Origin of the sequence: Haloterrigena alkaliphila, assembly GCF_017352155.2 — an archaeon.
Taxonomy (GTDB): Archaea; Halobacteriota; Halobacteria; order Halobacteriales; family Natrialbaceae; genus Haloterrigena; species Haloterrigena alkaliphila.
Map to the genome: position 1 here is coordinate 816,776 of NZ_CP071462.1, position 22,956 is coordinate 839,731.

General features: G+C 65.2%; 20 protein-coding genes. 5 read left to right on the forward strand and 15 right to left on the reverse strand.

All coding sequences use genetic code 11. The features are described 5' to 3' along the window. Window positions 1–35 precede the first annotated feature (35 nt). Complete coding sequence (locus tag J0X25_RS22795; protein WP_207289853.1) at window positions 36–2,678, forward strand: heavy metal translocating P-type ATPase; 2,643 nt, start codon at window positions 36–38, stop codon at window positions 2,676–2,678. Window positions 2,679–2,798: 120 nt separating this feature from the next. On the opposite strand, the gene J0X25_RS22800 is transcribed toward J0X25_RS22795, so the two are convergent. From J0X25_RS22800 to J0X25_RS22810, 3 genes are all read right to left on the reverse strand, one after another. Further along, entirely contained in the window at window positions 2,799–3,194 is a 396-nt protein-coding gene (locus J0X25_RS22800; protein ID WP_207289854.1) for a DUF6276 family protein, read from the reverse strand. 34 nt (window positions 3,195–3,228) lie between these two features. Next, window positions 3,229–3,981 carry a V-type ATP synthase subunit D gene (locus tag J0X25_RS22805; protein WP_207289855.1) on the reverse strand — a complete coding sequence of 251 codons (753 nt, stop codon included), beginning with the start codon at window positions 3,979–3,981 and terminating at the stop codon, window positions 3,229–3,231. 137 nt (window positions 3,982–4,118) lie between these two features. Further along, on the reverse strand, window positions 4,119–4,322 hold the full coding sequence (locus tag J0X25_RS22810) for a zinc ribbon domain-containing protein (protein WP_207289856.1): 204 nt from the start codon (window positions 4,320–4,322) through the stop codon (window positions 4,119–4,121). Between the two features lie 62 nt (window positions 4,323–4,384). Between J0X25_RS22810 and J0X25_RS22815 the strand changes: the two genes are divergently transcribed. Further along, entirely contained in the window at window positions 4,385–4,657 is a 273-nt protein-coding gene (locus J0X25_RS22815; RefSeq protein WP_207289857.1) for a DUF8143 family protein, read from the forward strand. Here J0X25_RS22815 and J0X25_RS22820 read toward each other — a convergent pair whose 3' ends face one another. From J0X25_RS22820 to ahaH, 9 genes are all read right to left on the reverse strand, one after another. After that, window positions 4,658–6,271, reverse strand: coding sequence for a long-chain-fatty-acid--CoA ligase (locus J0X25_RS22820; protein WP_207289858.1), 1,614 nt, complete (start codon window positions 6,269–6,271; stop codon window positions 4,658–4,660). It abuts the gene before it with no gap. Between the two features lie 246 nt (window positions 6,272–6,517). Beyond that, window positions 6,518–7,939 (reverse strand): ATP synthase subunit B, encoded by a 1,422-nt coding sequence (locus J0X25_RS22825; protein WP_207289859.1) that lies wholly within the window; start codon window positions 7,937–7,939, stop codon window positions 6,518–6,520. A 2-nt stretch (window positions 7,940–7,941) separates the two neighbouring features. Continuing rightward, on the reverse strand, window positions 7,942–9,705 hold the full coding sequence (locus tag J0X25_RS22830; protein WP_207289860.1) for an ATP synthase subunit A: 1,764 nt from the start codon (window positions 9,703–9,705) through the stop codon (window positions 7,942–7,944). A gap of 3 nt (window positions 9,706–9,708) precedes the next feature. Continuing rightward, a complete protein-coding gene (locus J0X25_RS22835) occupies window positions 9,709–10,041 on the reverse strand; it encodes a V-type ATP synthase subunit F (protein WP_207289861.1) in 333 nt (110 codons plus the stop codon). Beyond that, a complete protein-coding gene (locus J0X25_RS22840; protein WP_207289862.1) occupies window positions 10,038–11,105 on the reverse strand; it encodes a V-type ATP synthase subunit C in 1,068 nt (355 codons plus the stop codon). Before J0X25_RS22840 ends, J0X25_RS22835 begins: the two co-directional genes overlap by 4 nt. Then, entirely contained in the window at window positions 11,102–11,683 is a 582-nt protein-coding gene (locus J0X25_RS22845; RefSeq protein ID WP_207289863.1) for a V-type ATP synthase subunit E, read from the reverse strand. Before J0X25_RS22845 ends, J0X25_RS22840 begins: the two co-directional genes overlap by 4 nt. A gap of 22 nt (window positions 11,684–11,705) precedes the next feature. Beyond that, window positions 11,706–11,966 carry a hypothetical protein gene (locus J0X25_RS22850; protein ID WP_207289864.1) on the reverse strand — a complete coding sequence of 87 codons (261 nt, stop codon included), beginning with the start codon at window positions 11,964–11,966 and terminating at the stop codon, window positions 11,706–11,708. Window positions 11,967–12,286: 320 nt separating this feature from the next. Next, on the reverse strand, window positions 12,287–14,464 hold the full coding sequence (locus J0X25_RS22855; RefSeq protein ID WP_207290847.1) for a V-type ATP synthase subunit I: 2,178 nt from the start codon (window positions 14,462–14,464) through the stop codon (window positions 12,287–12,289). A 4-nt stretch (window positions 14,465–14,468) separates the two neighbouring features. After that, window positions 14,469–14,801 carry an ATP synthase archaeal subunit H gene (gene ahaH / locus J0X25_RS22860; protein ID WP_207289865.1) on the reverse strand — a complete coding sequence of 111 codons (333 nt, stop codon included), beginning with the start codon at window positions 14,799–14,801 and terminating at the stop codon, window positions 14,469–14,471. A 157-nt stretch (window positions 14,802–14,958) separates the two neighbouring features. On the opposite strand from ahaH, the gene J0X25_RS22865 reads away from it, so the two are divergent. Next, on the forward strand, window positions 14,959–15,582 hold the full coding sequence (locus J0X25_RS22865; RefSeq protein ID WP_207289866.1) for a methyltransferase domain-containing protein: 624 nt from the start codon (window positions 14,959–14,961) through the stop codon (window positions 15,580–15,582). Between the two features lie 89 nt (window positions 15,583–15,671). Here the strand turns inward: J0X25_RS22865 and J0X25_RS22870 are convergent, their stop codons facing one another. Both J0X25_RS22870 and J0X25_RS22875 read right to left on the reverse strand, forming a co-directional pair. Then, window positions 15,672–16,163 (reverse strand): type IV pilin domain-containing protein, encoded by a 492-nt coding sequence (locus tag J0X25_RS22870; RefSeq protein ID WP_207290848.1) that lies wholly within the window; start codon window positions 16,161–16,163, stop codon window positions 15,672–15,674. 105 nt (window positions 16,164–16,268) lie between these two features. Beyond that, entirely contained in the window at window positions 16,269–17,510 is a 1,242-nt protein-coding gene (locus tag J0X25_RS22875; protein ID WP_207289867.1) for a DUF7096 domain-containing protein, read from the reverse strand. Window positions 17,511–17,967: 457 nt separating this feature from the next. Between J0X25_RS22875 and J0X25_RS22880 the strand changes: the two genes are divergently transcribed. Continuing rightward, window positions 17,968–19,062, forward strand: a complete 1,095-nt coding sequence (locus J0X25_RS22880; protein ID WP_345778472.1) for a helix-turn-helix transcriptional regulator — start codon at window positions 17,968–17,970, stop codon at window positions 19,060–19,062. A gap of 155 nt (window positions 19,063–19,217) precedes the next feature. Then, window positions 19,218–21,686: a S8 family serine peptidase gene (locus tag J0X25_RS22885; RefSeq protein WP_226776990.1), complete on the forward strand. Its 2,469-nt coding sequence runs from the start codon at window positions 19,218–19,220 to the stop codon at window positions 21,684–21,686. 238 nt (window positions 21,687–21,924) lie between these two features. Here J0X25_RS22885 and J0X25_RS22890 read toward each other — a convergent pair whose 3' ends face one another. Continuing rightward, entirely contained in the window at window positions 21,925–22,920 is a 996-nt protein-coding gene (locus J0X25_RS22890; RefSeq protein ID WP_207289870.1) for a radical SAM protein, read from the reverse strand. Window positions 22,921–22,956 lie beyond the last annotated feature (36 nt).

Consider the following 22,956-nt stretch of genomic DNA (forward strand, 5'->3'; position numbering starts at 1 on the left):
TACCGTTATAGCGCTCGAGGCCGACCCTTCGGACAGTGAGCGAACAGCGAACCGAGCGCGAGCACTGTCGCCTGTGCGGGACGGCCGTCGGCGAGTCAGCCGGCGAGACGGTGGCGGACTCGGGAGACGGTCCGTTCTGCTCGAGCGGGTGCCGGGAGATCGCCGCGGAACTCGGCGTCGGCGCAGAATTCGGCGATGGAACGGACTCGGGCGACGACGCAGACGTGGGCGACGGCGCGGACGATGGCGACGCGGACGCCAGAGCGCCAGGCGTAGACGACCGGCCGGCGGTGGAGCGGCCCGAGGGCTACGAACGGACGTTCTTCCGGATCGACGGCATGCACTCGGCGCTCTGCGAGTCGTACCTCGAGTCGGTCGCCGAGGGCCGCGACGGCGTCGCGGACGCGGCCGCGAGTTACGTCACCGAGACGGTCCGGGTCGATCACGACCCGGATCGGATCTCGGCCGACGAACTCGAGAACGCCCTGTCGACGACCGGGTACACGGCCTACCGCCGCGAGGCGGCCGCCGGGGAGAGCGACGCGACCGAGGAGAGCACGACGCGCCGGTCGCGGGAGATGAAGGGCGTGCGAAAGCGCCGCGCGGAGAACGTCCTCGAGGTGCGCTACATCGTCGGAATCGTCTTCGGTTCGTTCCTGCTGTTGCCGTACGTCACGACGTTCTACCCGATGCAGGTCGCCGACTACACCGACTACTGGCTCTTCGAGCAGTACGCCCAGCAGTTCGGCGGGTTCGACGTCGGCCTCGTCCTGCCGCTGTACTTCGGGCTGACCGGCGCCATCCTCTACCTGACCGGGCGCCCGCTCCTGCGCGGCGCGTACGTAAGCCTGAAGCTCCGGGAGCCGAGCACCCACCTGCTCGCGACGCTGACGATCGTGGCCGCCTACTGTTACGGAACGATCGCGTTCGTCAGCGGAAGCGTCGACATCTACTACGACCTGACGATCCTCGTCGCCGCGGTCGTGATGACGGCGATCTTCTACGAGGAGTCGGTCAAACGCGACGCCCTGAACCGGCTGACCGACCTCACGATCTCGCAGGTCGGGACGGCCCGAGTGCTCGAGGCCGACGGCGAGACGCTGGAGGTGCCGGTCGCCGAGGTCGCGGCCGACGACCGTCTGCTCGTCCGCGCGGGCGAGCGCGTTCCGGTCGACGGCCGCCTCGCGGAGGGGGCGTGTACGGTCGACGAGGCGGTTCTCACCGGCGAGTCGCTGCCGGTCTCGAAGACCGCCGGCGACCCCCTGATCGGCGGCTCGGTCGTCACCGACGGCGCCGCGGTCGTCGCGGCCGACGACGAGACGACCAGCAGCATCGATCGGCTGACTCGGTCCGTCTGGAACCTCCAGAGCGCCGACCACGGCGTCCACCGCCGGGCCGACGCGCTCGCCGGAACCCTCCTTCCGGTCGTCGTCGCGGCCGCCGTCATCGCCGGGATTGCCGCCGCCCTGCTGGGTGCGGGTCCGGCGGATACCGCGAGAGCTGTCCTCCTGGCCCTCGTCGCCGCGAGTCCGTGGGCGCTCGCGTTCGCCACGCCGATGTCGATCGCCTCGAGCATCCGCGAGGGCCTCGAACGCGGCATCGTCGTCTTCGACGAGAGCGTCTTCGAGCGCCTGCGCGAGATCGACGTCGTCGTCTTCGACAAGACGGGGACGCTCACGACCGGCGCGATGACCGTCCTCGAGGCCGACGCCCCCGAGGACCTGCTGCGAGCGGCCGCCGCGGTCGAGCGCCGCGGGGCGCACCCGGCGGCCGCCGCGATCGCCGAGGCCTTCGGCGACTCGGAATCGACCGAGACCGCCGACGCGAATCGGCCCGACGGCGGCGTCACCGACGAACCCTCGGCGGGGGGCGACGACGCGGAATCCGGCCGCGTCCGGGAGTTCGAGCGACACGCCACCGGCGTCGAAGGCCTTTATCAGACTCCGTCTGATGGGCCGTCAGAACGCGGGCGTTCTGACGAGGTCGTCGGCGGCCGGCGGATCCTCGTCGGTCACCCCGACCTCTTCGCCGAACGGGGGTGGTCGCTCGAGGACGGACTCGAGACGCGAGTCGACGACGCGCGCGAGGCCGGACACCTCCCCGTGGTCGTCGGCCGGGACGGTCGCGCGGAGGGGATCGTCGTGGTCGGCGACGAGTCCCGATCCGAGTGGGCGGACACGGTCGCGCAACTGGACGCGAACGGCGTCGACGTCGTGGTACTCACCGGGGACGACGACTCGGCGGCGGCCCGCTTCCGGGAGCATCCGGGCGTGTCGCGGGTCTTCGCGAACGTCCCGCCCGCGGGGAAGACCGCGGCGATCCGGCGGCTGTGCGCCGACGGGCGCGTGGCGATGGTCGGCGACGGGACCAACGACGCGCCGGCGCTGGCGGCGGCCGACCTCGGCATCTCGCTGGGCGGCGGGACGGCGCTGGCCGCCGACGCGGCCGACCTCGCGATCGTCGAGGACGACCTCGCGGCGGTCGAACGGGCGTTCGCGCTCGCGCGCGCCGCCCGCGAACGGATCGTTCAGAACCTCGCCCTCGCGTTCGGGTACAACGCGATCGCCGTCCCCGTCGCGCTGGCCGGCCTGCTGAGTCCGGTAATTACGACCACCGCGCTGGTCGTCACGACGCTGCTGATCGCCGGGAACGCCTCGCGGTCGCTGCTCGAGGCGTAGCCGGCGGCTGGGGAATCAGTTGCCGTCGCTTCTTCGCGGCGTGTGTCGACGCCAGATTCGCGAGTGCGACTCGAACCCCGCGACAACCGTCCCGTCAGTACAACAGCTGTAACCGTATTATCAGTACAATAGCTGCTCGAGCTGGTGGCGTCGGCGCTCGAGGTCGATCGCCGGCTCGACGTCGGGGTCCTCGACGAGTCGATCGAGAGTCAAGAGCGGATCCGTCCCGGCGCGTTCGACGGCCTCGAGCAGGGCTTCGATCGCGGCCCGGTTGGTCGCGAGCGAGGAACAGCGCCCGATGGCGAGCGCGAGGGGGACCGCCGCGTCGGGATCGGTCGGACAGGCGTCGCTGATTCTGGAAAAGTCGGGCTCCTCGAGGGCGGCGTCGGCTTCGGGGCCGACGTTCAGACAGCGCGTACAGCACGTCGCGGCCGGCGACTCCGCTGGCGCGTACTCGCGGTACTCCTCGGGAACGGAAAAAACGACCGTCGATGCGCTGCACGCGGTACAGGCCATGGTTGGTCAGATGTGTCGCGTCGGTCGTGCTCGCTCAGTCGCCGCCCGGAACGCCACCCGCGGTCGACTGTTCCATGTCGGGTTCGGCCGTGCTCCCCTCGTCCTCGTCCGGCGCCACTTCGTCCGCCGCCGCGGCTTCGGCCTGGCGTTCTTCCTTCTCGGCCTGCTCCTTCTTATCCTTGATCTTCTTCAGGCGGAACGTCTCCTCGCGCTCCTGCTCCTCGAGTTTCTGCTCGATGTACTCCTGGCCGTCGTAGAGGTCGGGCAGGAGTTTGAACTCGAGGGCGTTGACGCGGCGCTTGGTGGTCTCGATCTCGCGGAGCATCTTCTTCATCGCCGTCTCGACCTCGGCGGCGAGGATGATGCTCTCCAGCAGGTCCTCGTAGGCTTCGGCGGCCTCGTCGATGCGTGCGGAGGTCCCCATGATCCCGTAGCCCCGCTGGTCGAGGCTCTTGGTGACCTTGGAGGACTCGATCTGCGGGACGACGACGCCCATGATGTTCTTCGACTCGGTGGTGATCTCGGGGTGTTCCTGCAGCGCAGCGGCGGCGCCCCGGACCGCGACGTCGCCTTCCATGGCTCGAGCCATGTTGATCTTCTTCTGGGCCGCGTCGTAGTCGTCTGCGAGGTCTCCGCGGACGTCCTGGGCCTTGTCCAGGATGTCCATGAACTCCATGATCAGCCCGTCCCGTTTCTTCTCTAAGGTCCCGTGCCCCCGCTCGGAGAGTTCGATCCGATCCTCGATCTCCATCAGGTTCTTGCGGGTGGGCTTGACGTCCTTGGCCATCTTGTGGGAGGGTTGCGCCCCCAGTCGGATAACTGTTTACAGTTTTGGCGGGTATCGGCCAACGGGACGGCTCCTCAGTGTGCGTCGGGGCTCCTTTCCAGTTGAGCGACGGGACGACTCGTGTCCACTCGGCGGGCCTACCCGAGGAAGAGATCGACCATGTTCCCCGACGACTGGCCGCGGTAGAGTTCGGAGTAACCGCAGCTCGTACAGCTCACGACTATGAACTGCCGGTTCTGTATGTCGAAGAACTTCGACAGTCCCGTCCCGCTCGTCGCGATCTCGTCGATCTCCGTCTCCGTGTGGTCGCACTTCGGACAGCCGCGATCGTCGTCCTTCATATCCTCGAATTCGTGTTGGACGACAAATATTTTGTGCTCGGGTCTCGAGGAATCGACTACTGATGACCGGCGCGATCATCATCGTCTTCCTCCTCTTCGCGATCGCGATTCCGCTGGCTCTCTGGGTCGCGATCGAGGGTGAGACGTCGAATCCGACCGTCGTCGATCGCACGGAGGCGGAGCGGATCGCACAGGAACAGGGCGGGCGGAAGCGGTCAGGGTCGGACTCGAGCGAGCGCGCGGGTGGGGTCCGAAATCATACGGATAACTTCGACGAGGAACCCGGATGGGGAACGCGGTCGGAGGACTCGGATCGCGACGATCGGTGGCGGTAGCTACCCCTGCCCGACCATTCGATCCTCGTCCTCCCACTCCTCCTGGCGGAGTTCGTACTTCTGGATCTTGCCGGTGGCCGTGGTCGGCAGTTCCTCGACGAACTCGACCTCCCGGACGACCTTGTAGCCCGCGAGGTTGTCGCGGGTGAACTCGACGAGTTCGTCCCGCGTCACGCTCGGATCGTCCGGATCGCCGTTGCCCGGCACGACGAACGCCTTCGGCGTCTCGCCCCACTCGTCGCTGGGTGCCGGAATCACCGCAACGTCCGAGACCTCGGGGTGGTCGAACAGCGTGTCCTCGAGTTCGATGCTCGAGATGTTCTCCCCGCCGGAGATGATGATGTCCTTCTTGCGATCCTGGATCGAGATCATCCCGTGCTCGTCGATGGTAGCGAGGTCGCCGGTGTGGTAGTAGCCCTCGACGCGGTCGTTGAACGCCTCCTCGGTCTCCTCGGGCTTGTTCCAGTACTTCTCCATGACCTGGTTGCCCCGAACGACGATCTCGCCGATCGAGGCGTCGTCGCGGTCGACGTCGTTGCCGTCCTCGTCGACGACGCGGATCTCGGTGCCCAGATAGCCCAGCCCCTGTCGTTTCTTGATTGTGAACCGGTCCGAATCGTCGTCGTCGAACGTGCGGCGGGCGTCGGAGGTCGTGATCAGCGGCCCGGTCTCGGTCGCGCCGTAGACGTGTTTCAGGTACCAGCCGAACTCGTCCTCGACGGTGCGGATGGTGGCCTCCGGCGGGGCCGACCCCGCGGTCGCGATCCGGACGTCGTTGGCTCCCGTAGTCTCCGGATCGTGCTCCTCGTAGTAGTCGATCAGCATGTTCAGCACCGTCGGCGCGCCGCACATGTAGGAGACGTCCTCGGTCTGGACCGCCTCGAAGATGTCACCGGCGTCGACCCCGCGCGTACAGACGTGTTTCGCGCCGATCCCCGTCACGGCGTAGATGTGCCCCCAGCCGTTGACGTGGAACATCGGCAGCGTCCAGAGGTAGCTATCGTCGTCCCGGAGCTCCTGGTGGGCCGTGACCAGGTAGGCGTGGAGCGTCTCCGAGCGGTGGGTCCGACAGACCCCCTTCGGGTCGCCCGTCGTCCCCGAGGTGTAGTTCATCGTGATGATCTCGTCCTCGTCCATCTCGGGGCGGTCGTACTCGGTGCCCGCCTCCTCGAGCACCGCGTCGAACTCCTCCCATTTCCCCTCGACGGCGTCGGCGTCGTTCGTGATGAACGTCTCCGTCGGCACCTCGTCGCGGATCGGTTCGATCTTGTCCGCGAAGTCGTAGTCGGCGTAGATGGCGTCGACCTCGGCGTCCTCGAGCATGTACGAGAAGTCCTCGGGCGTCAGCCGGTAGTTCAGCGGCGTGTGCACCGCGCCGAGTTGCATGCTCCCGTAGGCCGCCTCGAGGTGGTAGTGGGTGTTCGGGTCGAGCACCGCGACGCGGTCGCCCTTCTCGATGCCCCGCTCCTGCAGCGCCGCCGAGAACCGGTCGGCGCGCTCCCCGAGTTCGTCGTAGGTGTAGCGCTCCCCCGTCGTGGCGACGACGGCCTCCTCGTCCCCGTAGTGGTCCCGTGCCCGGTCGAGAAAGTCCGTCACGAGCAGTGGTTTGTGCATACGTGTCGTGCGTCAACAACGATTATGAAGGTGGTTTCGATTCCTCCCGGCCGGCGGTCACGACCGGTACGTTCGTATATCGTTGGCGGTGACGGCGATCGCGGCGGTCGCTCGAGCCGAAACGGACGGCTCCAACTCGAAACGTGAATGGAGGGGAACGGCAGCGTTCCGTCTCTCGAGTCGGTTCGTCACTGATCACCGGCGAAAAAGAACCGAAAGCGGAGTCGAATCGGGTTCGGAGCGCGATCAGTCGGCCGACGCTTCGACGGCCTCGGGCTCCTCTTCGCGGTAGTGCTCCTCGATGAGGTCTTCGTCGATGCGGTTGAGTGCCTCCTTGGGCAGCATCGAGAGGAGGTCCCAGCCGAGCTCGAGCGTGTCGTCGATCGAGCGGTTGGTGTCGTACCCCTGCTGGACGAACTCCGTCTCGAAGCGGTCGGCGAAGTCGAGGAACTTGTTGTCCCGCTCGCTGAGCGCTTCGCGACCGACGATGTTCACGAGGTCGCGCAGGTCTTCACCCTCCGCGTAGGCGGCGTATATCTGGTCGGAGACGTCGCCGTGGTCCGCGCGGGTCAGGCCCTCGCCGATCCCGTCGTCCATCAGCCGCGAGAGGCTGGGCAGGACGTTGACCGGCGGCTCGATCCCCTGACTGTTGAGGTCCCGGTCCATCACGATCTGGCCCTCGGTGATGTACCCGGTCAGGTCCGGAATCGGGTGGGTGTCGTCGTCGCCGGGCATGGTGAGGATCGGAATCTGCGTGACCGATCCCTCCTTGCCCTCGATTCGACCGGCGCGCTCGTAGAGTTGCGCCAGGTCGGTGTACATGTAGCCGGGGTAGCCACGGCGGCCCGGAACCTCCTCACGCGCGGCGCCGATCTCGCGCAGCGCCTCGCAGTAGTTGGTCATGTCCGTCAGGATGACCAGCACGTGGTACCCCTTCTCGAAGGCCAGATACTCGGCCGTGGTCAGCGCGAGTCGCGGGGTGACCTGCCGCTCGACCGCGGGGTCGTCCGCGAGGTTCATGAAGACGACCGAGCGCTCGAGCGCGCCGGTGCGCTCGAAGTCGTCCATGAACTCATTGGCCTCTTCCGCGGTGATCCCCATCGCACCGAAGATGACGGCGAACTCGGAGCCCTCGTCGTCGTCGCCGCCCTCGTCCTCTTCGGGAACGGTCGCCTGTCGGGCGATCTGCAGCGCGAGTTCGTTGTGGGGCAGCCCCGATCCGGAGAAGATCGGGAGCTTCTGGCCGCGGACCAGCGTGTTCATGCCGTCGATGGCGGAGACGCCGGTCTGGATGAACTCCTCGGGGTACTCCCGGGAGTAGGGGTTGATCGCCTTCCCGACGATGTCCTCGCGGGACTCGGGAACGATCTCCGGGCCGCCGTCGATCGGGTTCCCGGAGCCGTCCAGCACCCGTCCGAGGAGGTCCTCGGTGACGGGCATCTTCATCGTCTCGCCCAGGAAGCGAACGGAGGCGTTGCGGTCGATCCCGCCGGTCCCCTCGAACACCTGGATCGAGACGATTCCGTCGCTCGATTCCAGCACCTGGCCGCGCAGCGTTCGCCCGTCTTCGGTTTCGATCTCGACGATCTCGTCGTAGCCGACGGGCTCGTCGACCTCGGCGAACACCAGCGGACCGCTGATTTCCGTGATAGTCTGATACTCTTTCATCGTTAGTACAGTGCTCGCAGTTGTTCTTGGAGGTCGTTCTCGAGTTCGTCGATGAACTCGTTCCACTCCTCGGCGGTACCCATCCGGTTGAGCCGCGGGGCGGCGTCGATGTCCGTGATCTCCTCGGGTGGCACGCCGGCCTCGAGCGCGTCGAAGGCCTCGTCGTTGAACGTCTTGATCGCCACCAGCATCCGGTAGGTCTTCTCGGGTTCGCAGTAGGTGTCGACGTCGTGGAGCGCGTTCTGCTGGAGCCAGGCCTCGCGCAGGAAGCGCGCCACCTCGAGCGTCAGCTGCTGGTCCTCCGGTAGCGCGTCCTTCCCGACGAGCTGGACGATCTCTTGGAGTTCGCCCTCCTCGTCGAGCACGTCGACCGCCCACTGGCGGATGGTCGCCCAGTCGCTGGCGACGTTCGACTCCCACCACGGATCGAGCTGATCCGTGTACAGCGAGTAGGACTCGTCCCAGTTGATCGACGGGAAGTGCCGACGCTCCGCGAGGTCGGCGTCCAGCGCCCAGAACGTCTTGACGATACGCAGGGTGTTCTGGGTGACCGGCTCTGAGAAGTCGCCGCCCGGCGGCGACACCGCGCCGACGACCGAAATCGACCCTTCGCCGCCGTTGATCAGCTGGAACTTGCCGGCGCGCTCGTAGAACTCCGAGAGCGCTGCGGCGAGGTACGCGGGGTACCCCTCCTCGCCGGGCATCTCCTCGAGTCGGGAGGAAATCTCCCGCATGGCCTCCGCCCACCGGGAGGTGGAGTCGGCCATCAGCGCGACGTCGTACCCCATGTCGCGGTAGTACTCCGCGATCGTGATTCCCGTGTAGATACAGGACTCGCGGGCCGCGACGGGCATGTTCGACGTGTTGGCGATGAGGCACGTCCGGGCCATCAGCGGGTTCCCGGTCTGCGGGTCGGGCAGTTCCGGGAAGTCCTCGATGACCTCGGTCATCTCGTTGCCGCGCTCGCCACAGCCGATGTAGACGACGATGTCCGCGTCGGACCACTTGGCGAGCTGTTGCTGCGTAACGGTCTTCCCGGAGCCGAACGGGCCGGGAATCGCGGCCGTCCCGCCCTTCGCGAGCGGGAACAGGCCGTCCTGAACGCGCTGACCGGTCACCAGCGGCTCGGTCGGCGTCTCCTTGTCACCGGCGGGCCGGGCCTCGCGGACCGGCCACTCCTGGTGCATCGTGATCTCTTCGCCGTTGTCGAGTTCGACGACGGTCTCCTCGACCGTGTACTCGCCGTCACCGACGGTGGTGACTTCGCCGCCCTCGTAGTCCGGGGGCACCATGACCTTGTGGTCGATGGTGACGGTCTCCTCGACGACGCCGACGACGTCGCCGGGCTCGACCTCGTCACCGGGCTTGACCTCGGGGGTGAACTCCCACTCCTTCTCGAGGTCGATCCCGGGGGCGTCGACCCCGCGGTCGAGGAACGCGGTCCCCATCTTGTCCTCGAGGACGTCGAGCGGGCGCTGGACGCCGTCGTAGATGGAGTCCATCATGCCCGGTCCGAGGTCGACGCTCAGGGGCTCGCCCGTGTTCTGGACGGGTTCGCCCGGACTGACGCCGGAGGTTTCCTCGTAGACCTGAATCGTGGTCAGGTTCCCTTCGATCTCGATGACCTCGCCCATCAGCCCTTCGTCGCCGACGTAGACGACGTCGTTCATCCGGGCGTCGAGGTCCGTGGCGGTCACGACCGGACCGCTCACGCTTTCGATTTCACCGTCTTCGTCGACGGTTTCGATGTCTTCTGCCTGGCTCATAGTTTAGCTGTCTTCGTCCTCGTCCATCAGGTCGATCCCGATCGCGCGTTTGATCTGCTCGCGCAGTCCGCCGCCACCGGTTCCGCTCCCGATCGTGACGACGACCGGTTCGACGCTCGTCTCGACCTCCTGCCGGACGTTTCGCGACAGGTGCTCGAGGTCGTCGTCGTGCATGACGACGATCCCGACGCCCTCGTCCTCGAGGGCCGCCGTCGCCGCGTCGTCTAACCGCTCGTCTTTCTCGTCGTCCGGGACGTTCTCGAACCGACGGACGCCCGCGAGGCGGAAGCCGGTGGTGAACTCCGGACTGCCGACGACTGCGATTTCCTGGCTCATAGGATCACCAGCTCCTCTTCGATCTCGTTTTCGTCGAGGCCGACCTCCCGACCGCGCGCGATGGCACGGATGTTCTCGACCTCGCGCTCCTTCGCGAGGATGTACGAGAGCACGGCCGAGACGGAGGTCGGGTAGATGCTCGAGAGCGTATCCGCGTACTCGAGCAACGCAGCGTCTAGTGCGTGCTCGAACTGGATAAGGCTGTCAGCATCGCGCAGCCGGTCCATCGCTCCCGAGAGCCGGTCGCCGTAGCGCTTGTTGTCGCCGATGTGATCGACGAGCGCGTCGTAGTCGGTGACGAGACGACTCAGCTCCGAGCGGTCGAACAGGACCCCGCCCTCGATGTAGTAGCTGGCGGGATCGAGGTCCGCCCCGCTGCGAGCGAGTCGCAGCGCGTTCCGGGCGTTCCGGAAGTCGATCTCCGCCTGCAGGAACTCGACGTACTTCGCCTCCGGTCCCTCCCGGGGCTCGGCCGCCGGGCCGCGGGAGACGCCCTCGAGCAGGTGCTCGTAGAACGCCCGGTCCAGGGCGTTCTCGAGGGGGACGAGCGCACCGCTCTCCTCGTACTCCTCGTGGGCCGCCTCGAGGGACTCGGCGTAGATCGTCCGATCGAGGAGTTCGATCCCGTCCCCGATCGTGTCGACCTCGAGCAGTCGGTCGATCGTCCGCTCGTCGAGTTCGCCGGCCCGGATCAGGTCCGTCCGGATCTCCTCGGGAGTGGAGTCGGTGTAGATTCCGCGGAAGATCGTCTTCAGGTTCCAGACGTCGAACTTCCGGAGGTACCGGGCGATGAGGTCGTAGAGGTGTCCCTGCGACCAGTCCAGCAGGTCCTGGAAGTGCTTCGCGAGGTTGCGGTTCAGGGCGTACTCGATCAGGTCGACGCCCGAGAACCGCGCGCCGAGCGCGTTGATCTCGCGCTCGTACTCCGTCTCCTCCATGAACCGTGCGATCTCGCTCGGCCCCATCCGGATCAGCTTGCGATAGTCTTCGTCCGAGAACAGCGATGCTCGGCGCGACCGCACGCGAGCGTTCACGTATTCCGGATTCGAGGCACCTGCGCTCATTGCTCGAAGAGTCGGTTGCTGATCTCCCGGAGGTTGTCTTCCCAGACGTCCTCGAGGACCGAGTCGAACGTGTTGTTGACCCGGACCCGCGACTGGTCGCTCTCGACGACGACGCCGCCGAGACAGTCGCGCTCGCCGGCGTACTCGTAGCCGTCGTAGTCCTCGAGGATCGATTCGATCAGTTCCTCGTCGTCCGCGCGACCGTAGACGTTGACGTCGGCTCCCTCGTCGAACTCGCCGCTCGCGGCCTCGAGGAGGTCGCGGGTGAGTTCCTCGCGGGTGTCGCCCTCGAGGGCGGCGAGCTCGTCCTCGACCTGCTCGCGGACCTCACCGAGCACGTCGCGGCGGGCCTCCAGGCGCTTCTGTTTCGCCTCCAGTTTCGCACTGGAGAGGCGCTGTTCGCGAAGCTGCTCGATCTCGCGCTCGACGTCCCGCTCGGCGTCCTCGCGGATCTCGTCGGCGTCCGCCTCGGCGGCCGATTCGATCTCGTCGGCGCGCGCTTCGCCCTCGGCGCGGATGTCCTCCGCACGCGCGTGGGCCTCTTCTCGAATGTCTTCTACGACTGTGTCCAAACTCATTGTGAGAGAAGGGGGTGGTCGGTTAGACCAGGAAAATGGCAACGATAGCGAAGATGACGAGCGTTTCCGGGAGGACAGTCATGACAATACCCGGAACGAACATGTCGTCGTCTTCGGCGATTGCGCCGACGGCCGCAGCGCCGATCCCTCGCTCTGCGTATCCTGCAGCGAGTGCAGAAAGACCGACTGCGAGCGCGGCAGCACCCGTGTTAGTGAGGAAGGGCGATTCTTCGACGGTCTGCTGCAGTGCAATACCGGCCGTATCCGCTAGGGTTTCGATCATGGTGAATATGATTCTGAGTTCGATTGCTCCGAACAGCCGTATCTGTCTCTGCGCACCCCATAAAACTCTCGAAAAAATCCGATATGGATAAACGATAGTAGCCAGCGCCGCGGATTTTGGATCGCCTAGCCAATAAAATGTCCTTATATGTCACGGACTCCTGAATAACGGTTCGCGAAAGCAGAAATACGTCTTCCTGTATGGGTACGAGGCCACAGACGATAATCTACTGTGCCGTCACCGATGAGACGCAGCTACCGAGGGAGTAGGTCCCAAAAGAGACGAGACCGTCTACGAGTCGCGCGCGACGGACCGGGCGATCAGTCGGCGGGCTGAGAGCCTTCGTGACCGAACGGCTCGTATTCCTCGCCGCCGCCTTCGTAGAACTTCTGGAAGAACTCCACGTACTCGAGGCGGAGCATCTGAATCCCCGCGGCGGTGATCCCCAGCAGGAGCACCAGCACGTGCCCGAAGACGAACACGAGGATCGCGAGCGGAATCCCGATCCAGGCCGGATCCATCCAGAGCAGTCCGACGAACTCCTGTTCGTAGCCGGAGACGTCGTACGTCGGAAGGTTGAACGCGGTGTAGCCGTGGTCCGAGTAGCCGCCGAACACCAGCAGGTTCACCGCGAACGCCATCCCGGCTTTTGCGAGCAGGACGGCGACCATCCGCAGGTACGAGAGGACGTGACCGAACGCCCACGCGGGCACCTCGAAGACGCCCGCGATACCTTCACCGATGCCGACGAGTACGACCCCAACGGCGAAAGCCGCTAACGCGACGAGGCCGACGATTTCCGGGATGACGGCGTAGTCAGCGACGAAATCCGGCTTCTGGCCGACGGCGTGGCCGCTGAAGATCCAGATGAACAGGCCGTTCATCGCGAGGATCCACGAGAGTCTCTCGTAGACGGCGGCCTTGAGCCCGTGGCTGAGTTCGTTGATGAATCCGAGGATCAGCCCCAGATTCAGGTGGATCAGCCCGAAGACGAGGCTGAAGACGATCCAGAGGATCGCCCACTCGGTCGACTGCAGCCCCTTATCGAGCGTATCCATGAATAGATACGTCGACAGCGTGCTGTGGAGCCCCTCGGGCATCCAGTACTCGATGTGAACGCCGAACATCTCGTCGTACAGCCAGCCGAAGATCACCGTGAACGCGCCGGCCCAGATGCCGATCGTCCCGACCGCTTTGCCGGCGTCGGAGTCGAACGCCTTCCAGGCGCCGTACCCCATCAGCATGTACAACAGCCCGTAGCCGATGTCGCCGATCATGTACCCGAACGCGAACGGGTACGTGAGGAAGACGAGCACCGTCGGATCGAGCTCGCTGTACTTGGGCTGGCCGACCATCTTCACCAGCAGTTCGAACGGCTTCGCCGGCGTGATGTTCTTGAGGATGACCGGCGGTTGGTCGTCCATCGTGACGGCGCCGCCCTGACCGGTCGTCGTCCCGCCGTCCGTGGCGGCCCGCTGCTGCTCGGCCTGTGCCGGCTCGGCGTCGGCGGGTTCGTCCTCGCCACCGTCACCGTCGTGGCCGTCCCCGCCGGAGCCGGTGTGGGCTTCCGCGCCGTGTTCGTGTTCGTCGTAGTCGGCGACCTCGAGTTCCTCGATCTCGACGCTGTCGCCGACGGCGTCGTTCAGCCCGGCGACGAGTCGATCGTACTCGCTGGCCGGGATCCACCCCTCCGCGACGAACGCGTGCTCGCTCGTCGCGAACTGCAGGGGCGCCTCCGCCTGCTGGACCTCGATGGTCAGCTCCCGTTCGACCTTGCGGAGGAAGCCGCCGTGCTCGCGCGCGATCTCCTCGAGTTCAGCGTCGATGTCCTCGAGCTGGTACTCGAGTTCCTCCTTGCGCTCCTCGAGATCGGCGACGTACGCGCTCGGACTCTGTTCGGTGTCGGGCACCTCGTGACGGGTGACGTCGACGCCGACCAGGGCGTCGTCGAGCGGCGCCTCGCCGGCGTCGTCCGTGGGCGCGGCCACGACGGCCACGACGTCGCCGCCGGTAAACGTCTCGAAGGCTCGGATCTCGTCGGACGCGGCGATCGCGGCTTCGATCTGGTCGACCGGTCCCTCGACGACGGTGACGTCGACCGTCTCGTACCCCGACAGCAGGTCGAGGTCGATCCCCAACTCCGCGAAGGGGGCCACGCGGTCGATCTTCTCCTCGACCCGCCGGAGCTCGTCGTTGACCTCGCTGCGGCGGTCGTCGAGTTCGTTGACGCGGGTCCGGATCTCCTCGAGTCGATCCTCCCAGCCGTCTTCGAGTGTTCCCTGTTCGGCCCCTGTGTCGGACAGCTCCAGGGTGCTCTCGAGGGCCCGGACGGTCACCAGCTTCTCGGAGCCCCGGTCGGCGCCCTCGATGGGCTCGCCGTTGTCGAACCCCTGCCAGGAGCCGTCGTAGTCCGAGAGGTGAACCAGGTTCAACTCGTGGACCGTCTCGATGACCGCGGGCATGACGCCCTTGGATCCGGTCACCGAGACCTTGCTCATCTGCTCAGGTCTGAGCATGCACGTCCTCCTGGAACAGTTCGACGACGTGGTCGGTCACTTCGTCGACCCGATCTCGGGCTTGCGCTGCGAGCGTCTCTCGCTCCTGCTCGCCCTCCTCGAGGACGCGTTCGCACTCCGCGTCGATCTCTTCGCGCGCCTCCTCGAGGCGACGCTCCCTGAGTTCGCGCGCCTCCTGTTCCGCTTCCGTGCGGATCTCCTCGGCTCGTTCCCGGGCCTCGGCGATCCGCTCGTCGCGGTCGTTCTGTGCCAATGCGACGATCTCGTCGGCCTCGTCCTCCGCCGACTTAATTCGTTCGAGAACCTCTGGCCTCGGCATACTCCTATCGGGTGAAATTTACGAGAGCGCGTATATGGTAGTTGCGAAAGTGAGCGACCACTCGTCGGGGGGCGCCCGATCGACAGCGCTCGAGTATCCGTCCGCCGTGACCGACCGAACAGTAGACATATCCCGATCCGTCTGAAATCCCTCCGTAATGGGAGTCCTCGAGAACAAAGCCCGGGCCCGACTGTTCTACAAGTACCTCTCGACGGTATACGACCGAATCAATCCCTTCGTCTGGAACGAGGAGATGCGCACCGCGGCCCTCGAGTTGCTCGACCTCGAGTCCGAGATGACGGTGCTGGACGTCGGCTGTGGCACCGGCTTCGCGACTGCCGGGCTGCTCGAGCACGTCGACGAGGTGTACGCCCTCGACCAGAGCGAACACCAGCTCGAGCAGGCCTACGCAAAGTTCGGCAAGCGCGCCCCGCCGGTCCACTTCCACCGCGGCGACGCCGAACGGCTGCCCTTCGCGACGGACACGTTCGACGTCGTCTGGTCCTCGGGCTCGATCGAGTACTGGCCGACCCCGATCCTCGCGCTCCGGGAGTTTCGCCGCGTGCTGAAACCCGGCGGACAGGTGCTCGTCGTCGGGCCGAACTACCCCGACAATTTCCTCGCCCAGAAGCTGGCCGACTCGATCATGCTCTTCTACGACGAGTACGAGGCCGACCGCATGTTCAAGCGGGCCGGCTTCGAGGACGTCAAACACGCCTTCATGGGGCCGTCGTACAACCCCGAGGTCGCGATCACGACAATTGCGCGCGCGCCCGAGTAATTCGGCGGTAACGCAACGTCCCGTCGGACTGTCCCGTTTCGGAGCGAGCAACGAGCGCCGCGCCACCGCCGCGTCTAATTTGCTCGTCGTTACCGCGCCGTCGTCTCGAGCGCTGCGACGCGGTATCCGTCGACGGCGAGCGTGACGGTAATCGTATCCCCCGAATCGATCTCGGGATCGTTCGTTCCAGCGACGACGATTCCCGCCCGCTCTCCAGCCCGCCACTCGGAGTCGGCCCGCGCGTTGAACGGGCCGTCCGGCGTTCCGTCGAATCCGCGCGCGCCGACGAACGGAACGGGCGGTTGCTCGTCCAGTCGCTCACCGTTTACTGCGATCGTCACCGACAACGCGGAGACGTCGATCGGATCGCCGCTGCGATGCTCGACGACGATCGACGACTCGGTACCGTTGGCCGTTAGGTCGAACGCCGCGGTCGGTCCGCTGGCCTCGAGGGACACCGTGCCGACCCCGACTGCCACGGCGGCTGCCAAACAGACGGTGAGCGCGACCAGAGCGATCAGACCAACGACCGGACTGATCCCTCTCTGATCAGACTCGCGGACAATCAACGGTCTCGACATTCCATTCACGACCGTGCTGACCGCCCGTTACCGTAAAAACGTTCGTCCGATCGCAGTCACTTGACTTACACTCTCGACTCGAGCACGCTCCGGAGGGAGCTACTGTTACCGGTTCGTAACTGTCGCCTCGATGGTCGTTGCATCCGTCGTTACCGTCAGTTCGTACGGTTTCGCAGGCGGAACGAACCAGATCGATCCGTCTTCGTCGGTCGCTCCGAGTTCGAATCCGTCGACCGTTACCCTCCCCGATACAGGCTCGCCGGTCTCGGAGTCGGTCAGCGTGACCTCGACTGGTCCGTTCTTCGGGGTTTCGTTGAGCGACAGTCTCTGTCCGTCTGCGGTCCAGACCGTCTCCGATGCCGTCGGCAGGTTGGCCCGACTCAACACCTGCACCTCCCGATGGACTTCGCCCGTGCCGCCGTCGAGGTACGCCTCGAGTCGTCCCTGGTCGTGTGTGGCCTGAATCTGGTAGAGTTGCACCGTCGTGTGCTCGTTGGCCGTTGGCGACCGGCCGTTCTCGAACACCCACGGATAGAGCTCGCCGGCGTGATCGTACGCGTCGGTGATATCGTCGAACTGCGTCTCACGATCGGTATCGCGGTTGTCGAATCTGGTCGCTTCACGGACGTAATCGCCGCCATCGATATAGGAAATCGCGTATCCGGTTTCGGTGGTTTCGACAGCGACGATGCTCTCGCTCGTCTCGCTGCGGGCCGCCTGCTCGAGATGCGTCCGGACCGGCGTCCGGTGCATCTCGAGTTCGTTCTGGTCATCCTGAACGTCGATATCGTAGCCGGAGATCCGATCAGCACGGTCTTCGATATGGCCGAGAGCCGCCGACAGAACTCCCGCCTCGTGGTGATTGCGAAGCACCTCCTGCAGTAACTCGGCCGTCGACAACTCCCCCTCAGCGTGGGCGCTCACGGCGGTCCGTTCGCGTTCCTCGAGTTCGCCCGTCCGTTCTTCGATTCGTTCGTAGGCTTCCCGAACCATCGTCTCTCGTTCGTCGGCGCTCGCCGTCTCGAACTCGCGATCGAGGATCCGGTACTGGTCGTAGTCGACCCGCAGCGTGTCGTCGGTGCTCGCGAGCAGCGTTCCCAGGTCTGCTCCGTACTCGGCGTATTCTGTTCTCGTCGATCCCTCGAGCGACAGTCGATTGGTCGTTTCGTTGGCAGCCGCGTCGTTCGTCATCGTTCGCTCTTGTAGCGTCGCTTGCTCGAGCGTGTGCTCTCGAAGCGTCGGCTGTTCGGAGTCGCGCGCTTCGTCTTCGGGCCCCGCTGCGACGGGAATCGCGACGAGCGAGAAGACGAGCAGCAACGCGAGGAGGGCAGGGGTCGCGCTGTTCATCGCTCCACCGTACGAACCCCTGATACAAAAACCAGTCGCACCAGAAAATATCACTTCTTCTACCAGTTAGCGCACGATTTACCGAGTATTTTGGTTCGTTTTACGTCGCTTCAGGAGCGTCAGTAGCGACCGGAAATCTCTTCACAGCCAGTAATAACACGTTATTTTTCGATGGAAAGGGTTTTTTCCCCGGGGAATCCACCGGTTGGTACGCATGCGGGTTTCCACTGCCGTCACACTCGCCCTTTCAGCCCTCCTCACACTGTCTCTGTTCGGGATGACAGCCGCCGCGGTACCGGTAGCGTCCGTATCTACTCCAACGGACGCACAGCCTGCCATCGCCGCCGACCATAGCACGGGAGAGCCGGTTTTCTCCACGGGTTCGCCACCCCAATCATCGGCCCATTCGAGTCTGGCTACCGCGCAGGATGCTCCTACTCCCCTCGATCCGAAGCAGGTGATCCGGATCGACGTCTCGGACGATGGCGACGCCAAATGGACGATCGAGAGCCGGTTCCTCTTGACCAACGAGACCGAGGAAGCCGAGTTCGACGAGTACGCCGCTTCGGTCACGAGCGGGCAACGCGACGTGTCGTACGACCTACAGCAGTTCGAATCGTTTCGTCGGGACGCCCAGGAGGCAACCGGTCGCGAAATGAGCCTCGAGAACGCCGGGTGGAACGAACCGCGCATCGTCTCACCTGATGAGGCTGGTATTGAGGACGCTGATATCCCCGAAACCAGCGAAGATACTGAGGTCCGCGTCGGAATCATCTCTTACTCCTTTACGTGGACGAACTTCGCGGTCGTCGAAGACGACCGAATCTACTTCGGTGATGCTCTGGTCGGACTTCCGTCATTAACCGACGGCCAGCGATTGGCCGTTCATTCACCGTCGAACTACGCCCTCGACACACCCACCGAACTCGTCTGGGACGGCCCCTACGAGTTCAGCGACGGGGAACTCGAGATCGTCTTCGTCCGCACCAGCGGTTCCGGACTTCCACCGGTTGGCTGGTTGGTCGGCGGGTTCGCACTCCTTCTGGTGGTCGGCGCCGTGAGCTATCTGCTCGCTCGTCGGAGCCCGAACCCCGATCACCCCACGTCGATCGACCAACTCTTCGATCACGGGGCATACCTCGCTGGTAGCGTCGCCGATCGGTTACGGTCGGTGACATCGCAAGATCAACGCGCTTCGACGAAGCCGAACCCAGACGGTGGCTCGGTGCAATCGGCTACCGATCCGGCGATCGACTTCGAGGGAGCCGACCAGTCGGCCGCCGACACCGGAACCCAACTCGAGTACGAGGAGGATATCGACGACGATATCGACCCCGACCTGTTGAGCGACGAGGAACGAGTCCTCCGCATGATCAAACAGAACGGCGGCCGGATGAAACAGGCCTCGATCGTCAGCGAAACCGGCTGGTCAAACGCAAAGGTGTCCCAACTGCTCTCGCAGATGGACGAGGACGAGGACATCGAGAAACTTCGCATCGGTCGCGAGAATCTCATTACCCTCCCCGAAGTCGATCCGACCGAACTCGACTGAGGCTAGTTCGTCGCCACTGTCGGTGTCGGCATTCTGTCTCTCGCTAGCAGCGTCTACCGAGCGCACTGCCAGATAGTTTATGGACCGTGACTTTCTCGTAAGGACCAATGTCTGTGTCGTCGGTCGACTGCCGCCAACTTCTCGCATTCTCTCTGGTGGTACTTCTCTGTACCTCGCTGTTATTCCCGGCCGCTGTCGCGGTCGAACACAGCACGCTCGCGTCCCCGACCGCGTCCGATGAGACGAATCGAGACGTCGCAGCCGGGAGTACGACTGCCGACTCGATCGCCGTCGAGCGATCGGAACGAGCGCAGATCGATCCAGCCCTCGAGGACCTCGAAGGTGTCGCCGAAGTGATCGTTCGCTTCGAGAACGACGCGACCGGGACGGCATCGACCGACGATACCGACACGAGGTCGCTACAGACGACTGCGAATCGCTCGCAGACCCCGTTCGAGCGCGCGGCTGAGACGACCGCCGGACTCGAGGTCGAGCGTCAGTTCTGGCTCGCGAACGCCGCGCTGGCACGAGTGGATACGGATCGTGTCGATCTCGACACGGTCGCCGCGATCGACGGCGTCGTCGAGATCCACGCCGACGTCGTCGTCGAGCTCGAGACGGCTGCGACGACTGCCGGTCCGACGAACGGAACGGCGGGGCCACGACTCGAGTCGACTGCAACTACGTCGGCGCCGGTCGGATCGATCGCGGACGGGTCGTCAGCGGTCGCGTCGCCGGGTGCCACCACGACGAGATTCGGCGACCCGTATACCTACGGCCTCGAGCAGCTGTCAGTCCCCGACGTTCACGAGACGTACGACGCTCGCGGCGATGGGGCGACGGTCGCCGTCCTCGATACCGGTGCCGACGACTCTCACCCCGACGTACGGGTCGACGCGTGGCGGGACTTCTCCGGGGGCTCGTCGACGCCGATGGACTACAACGGGCACGGCACCCACGTGGCCGGAACGATCGCCGGCGGCGACGCGAGCGGAACGCAGATCGGCGTCGCGCCCGAGGCGGAGCTGCTCGTCGGCGCCGTTCTGACCGACTGTAGCGGCGACACCTGTGTCGGCCGCACGTCGGACGTGATCGCCGGCATCGAGTGGGCCGTCAAAAAGGGGGCCGACGTCATCAGCCTGAGTCTCGGTTCTGAACGGTACACGGCGAGTTATATCAGCGCCATCCGGAACGCGGAGGCCAGCGGGACCGTCGTCGTCGCCGGCGCCGGAAACGGCGGCAGCGGCGTCTCCGCGTCGCCGGCAAACGTCTACGACGCGATCAGCGTCGGTGCTACCGACGAGTACGAACGCGTCAGCGACTTCTCGAGCGGGGAGGAGGTCGATACCGCTGCTGCGTGGGGCTCGAACGCCCCGCCCGAGTGGCCGGGTAGCTATATCGTGCCGACAGTCGTGGCTCCCGGTGATCGGATCCTCAGTGCCACTGCCGGCGGTGGCTACGAGCGAAAGCGCGGTACCAGTATGGCGACACCGCACGTCGCGGGCGTGATCGCGCTGCTCCAGGGAGCGACCGACCGATCGCTCGAGCCCGACGAGAGCAGGGAGGCAGTGACGAAAACGGCAACCAAGCCGGCGGGTAACCCTGACGAACAGGACATTCGTTACGGTCACGGAATCGTCGACGCGGTCGCAGCCCTCGAGGAAGCCGGTTCGTTCGCAACCGTCGAGGGAACGGTATCCGATACGGTAACGGGAGCCCCCATCGAGAACGCGACCCTCGTCCTCGAGAGCGGCGACGATATCGAGTACGAGGTAACTCCGAACGCCGAGGGCAAGTACGAACTCGAGCGGGTTCCGGCTGAACGGAAGTATACGCTGACCGCGACTGCTCCCGGTTACGAGACGACGAACGAGTCGTCGTTCGTTCCGGCCGATGAAACGGCGACGCTCGACGTCTCGCTCGAGGGGGATAGCGGACTAGAGGTGGCCCTCCAAGATGCACAGTTCGAAGCCGGCGTCGCCGACGCGACCGTCGAGGCGACCGGCGAACGGGGAACGTATCCGGGCACGCACCGGGGTGACGGGGAGTACAGTATCGATGCCCTCCCTGGCGGCTCCGAGTACACGATCAACGTGACCGCCGAAGGCTACGTCGACGAGACGGTGCCGGTGGGCGAGATAACTGGAACCGGGAGCCACCGAGTCGTCCTCGAGGGAGATGCGACGCTGTCAGTGGCCGTCGTCGACGAGGACGGCGACCCGATCAGCAACGCGACCGCTACGATCGAACGGCCGGACGGAACGTCGTTCGAGGTTTCCGGAGTGACGAACGCGGACGGTGAACTCGAAACGACCGTTCCTGGAACCGGCGAAGAATACACTGTCACCATCGCCGCATCGGGATACAACACTGAGACGGTACCGACGGTGATCTCGAGCGAGGCGACGGCGTCCGTCACCGTGGAGCTGTCAGCCCCCGAGGACGGCGTTCCCGTGTTCGGCACCGCGACCGCCGTGCTCGTGCTACTGGCAGCGCTCGTTATTAGCGTCGCGCGGGCCAAACCACGCTCGATTTCCGCCAGCAGTATCCGCCCGCCGGCCTGTCGCGTGTCCCGTTTTCTCGTCGGATTCGCTCCCGGTGGTCGCTCCCGGTACTTACGCTAACGGCGTCCGCTCGACGACCTGCCACGTGCACCTTTTTCTCGTCGGGTTCGCTCGCGACGCTCACTCACCGCTCTCTGCTCACGGACGCTTCGGGTCCGTTCGCACGGTTAGTGGGACCTTCGGTCCCACTCAACTCGAAAAATCTGCCCTGCGAGAGCTTCGCTCTCGCTGCCCCTTCGCTCGTTTCACTCGCGAAGACACCAAAAACCCGCTCGTTCGCTTCGCTCACTCGCGGTACTTACGCTAACGGCGTCCGCTCGACGACCTGCCCGTCGTACGTCGGATACTGTTCGACGATTTCGCCCTCCTCGAGGTCACCCTCCTCGATCATCTCCTCTAAGAGCCACCAGGCGACCTCGACGTGGTTCGTCTTGACGGTGTAGAACTCCTCGGGGACGCCGAGCGCCTCGAAGCGGGCGGGATCGGCGGTGGTCTTGCCGTAGACGAGCGTGCCGTCGTCGGTGATATCGTCGAACTCCCGGCGGATGTTGCGGGCCATCCGTTTGAGCCGCCGGCGGTGCTGGGCCGCGTCCTTGAAGACGGAGGTACAGAAGTAAACCTTCTCGTGGTCGCCCATGACCTCGAGGATCTCCTCTCGAGAGCCGTCGACGGCGCTCATGTGGTCCTCTTTGAGTTCGAACCCCTGTTCCTGCATCCGGCGGTAGTTCCCGTCGCTCATCTCGAACTCGTTGACGTTGCAGAAATCGGCCGCGCCTTCGTCCAAAAAGTCGAGGAACTCCTCCTCGGCGCGGATGCCGGGGATCTCGAAGGCGGGCGTGAGTCCCTCTTCGCGGGCGATATAGAGGATCTCCTCCCACTCGGTGCCGTGGAGGTCGCCCCACTGCTCGTACGGCGGGTGGAATCGAATTTCGTCGAGGCCGGCCTCTGAGAGGCGGCGCATGTTCTCGCGGCCGCCGGTGATGCCGGTGTAGAGGTGGGTGTGGTGGTCCTCGCCGAACTTCCCTTTCAGGAGTTCGAGGTAGTGGCACGTTCGCTCGAGGGCCTCCTGGGGTTCGCCGCCGGTGATCGAGGTACCCAGCGCGTCCATCCGCTTGGCCTCCGTGATGACGTCTTCGTCGCTCTCGACGAGTCGCTCGTTGGCGTAGACGTCGGTGACGTTCTTGCGGTTCTCGCCGAGCGGGCAGTAGAAGCAGTCGCGTTCGTCACAGTAGCCGTAGACGAATAGCACCATCTTCCCACCGTTCGCGCACTGCTCACAGCCCTTCGAGATCATTCGACGCTAGCTACCGGCCCGATTCACAAAAGCCGT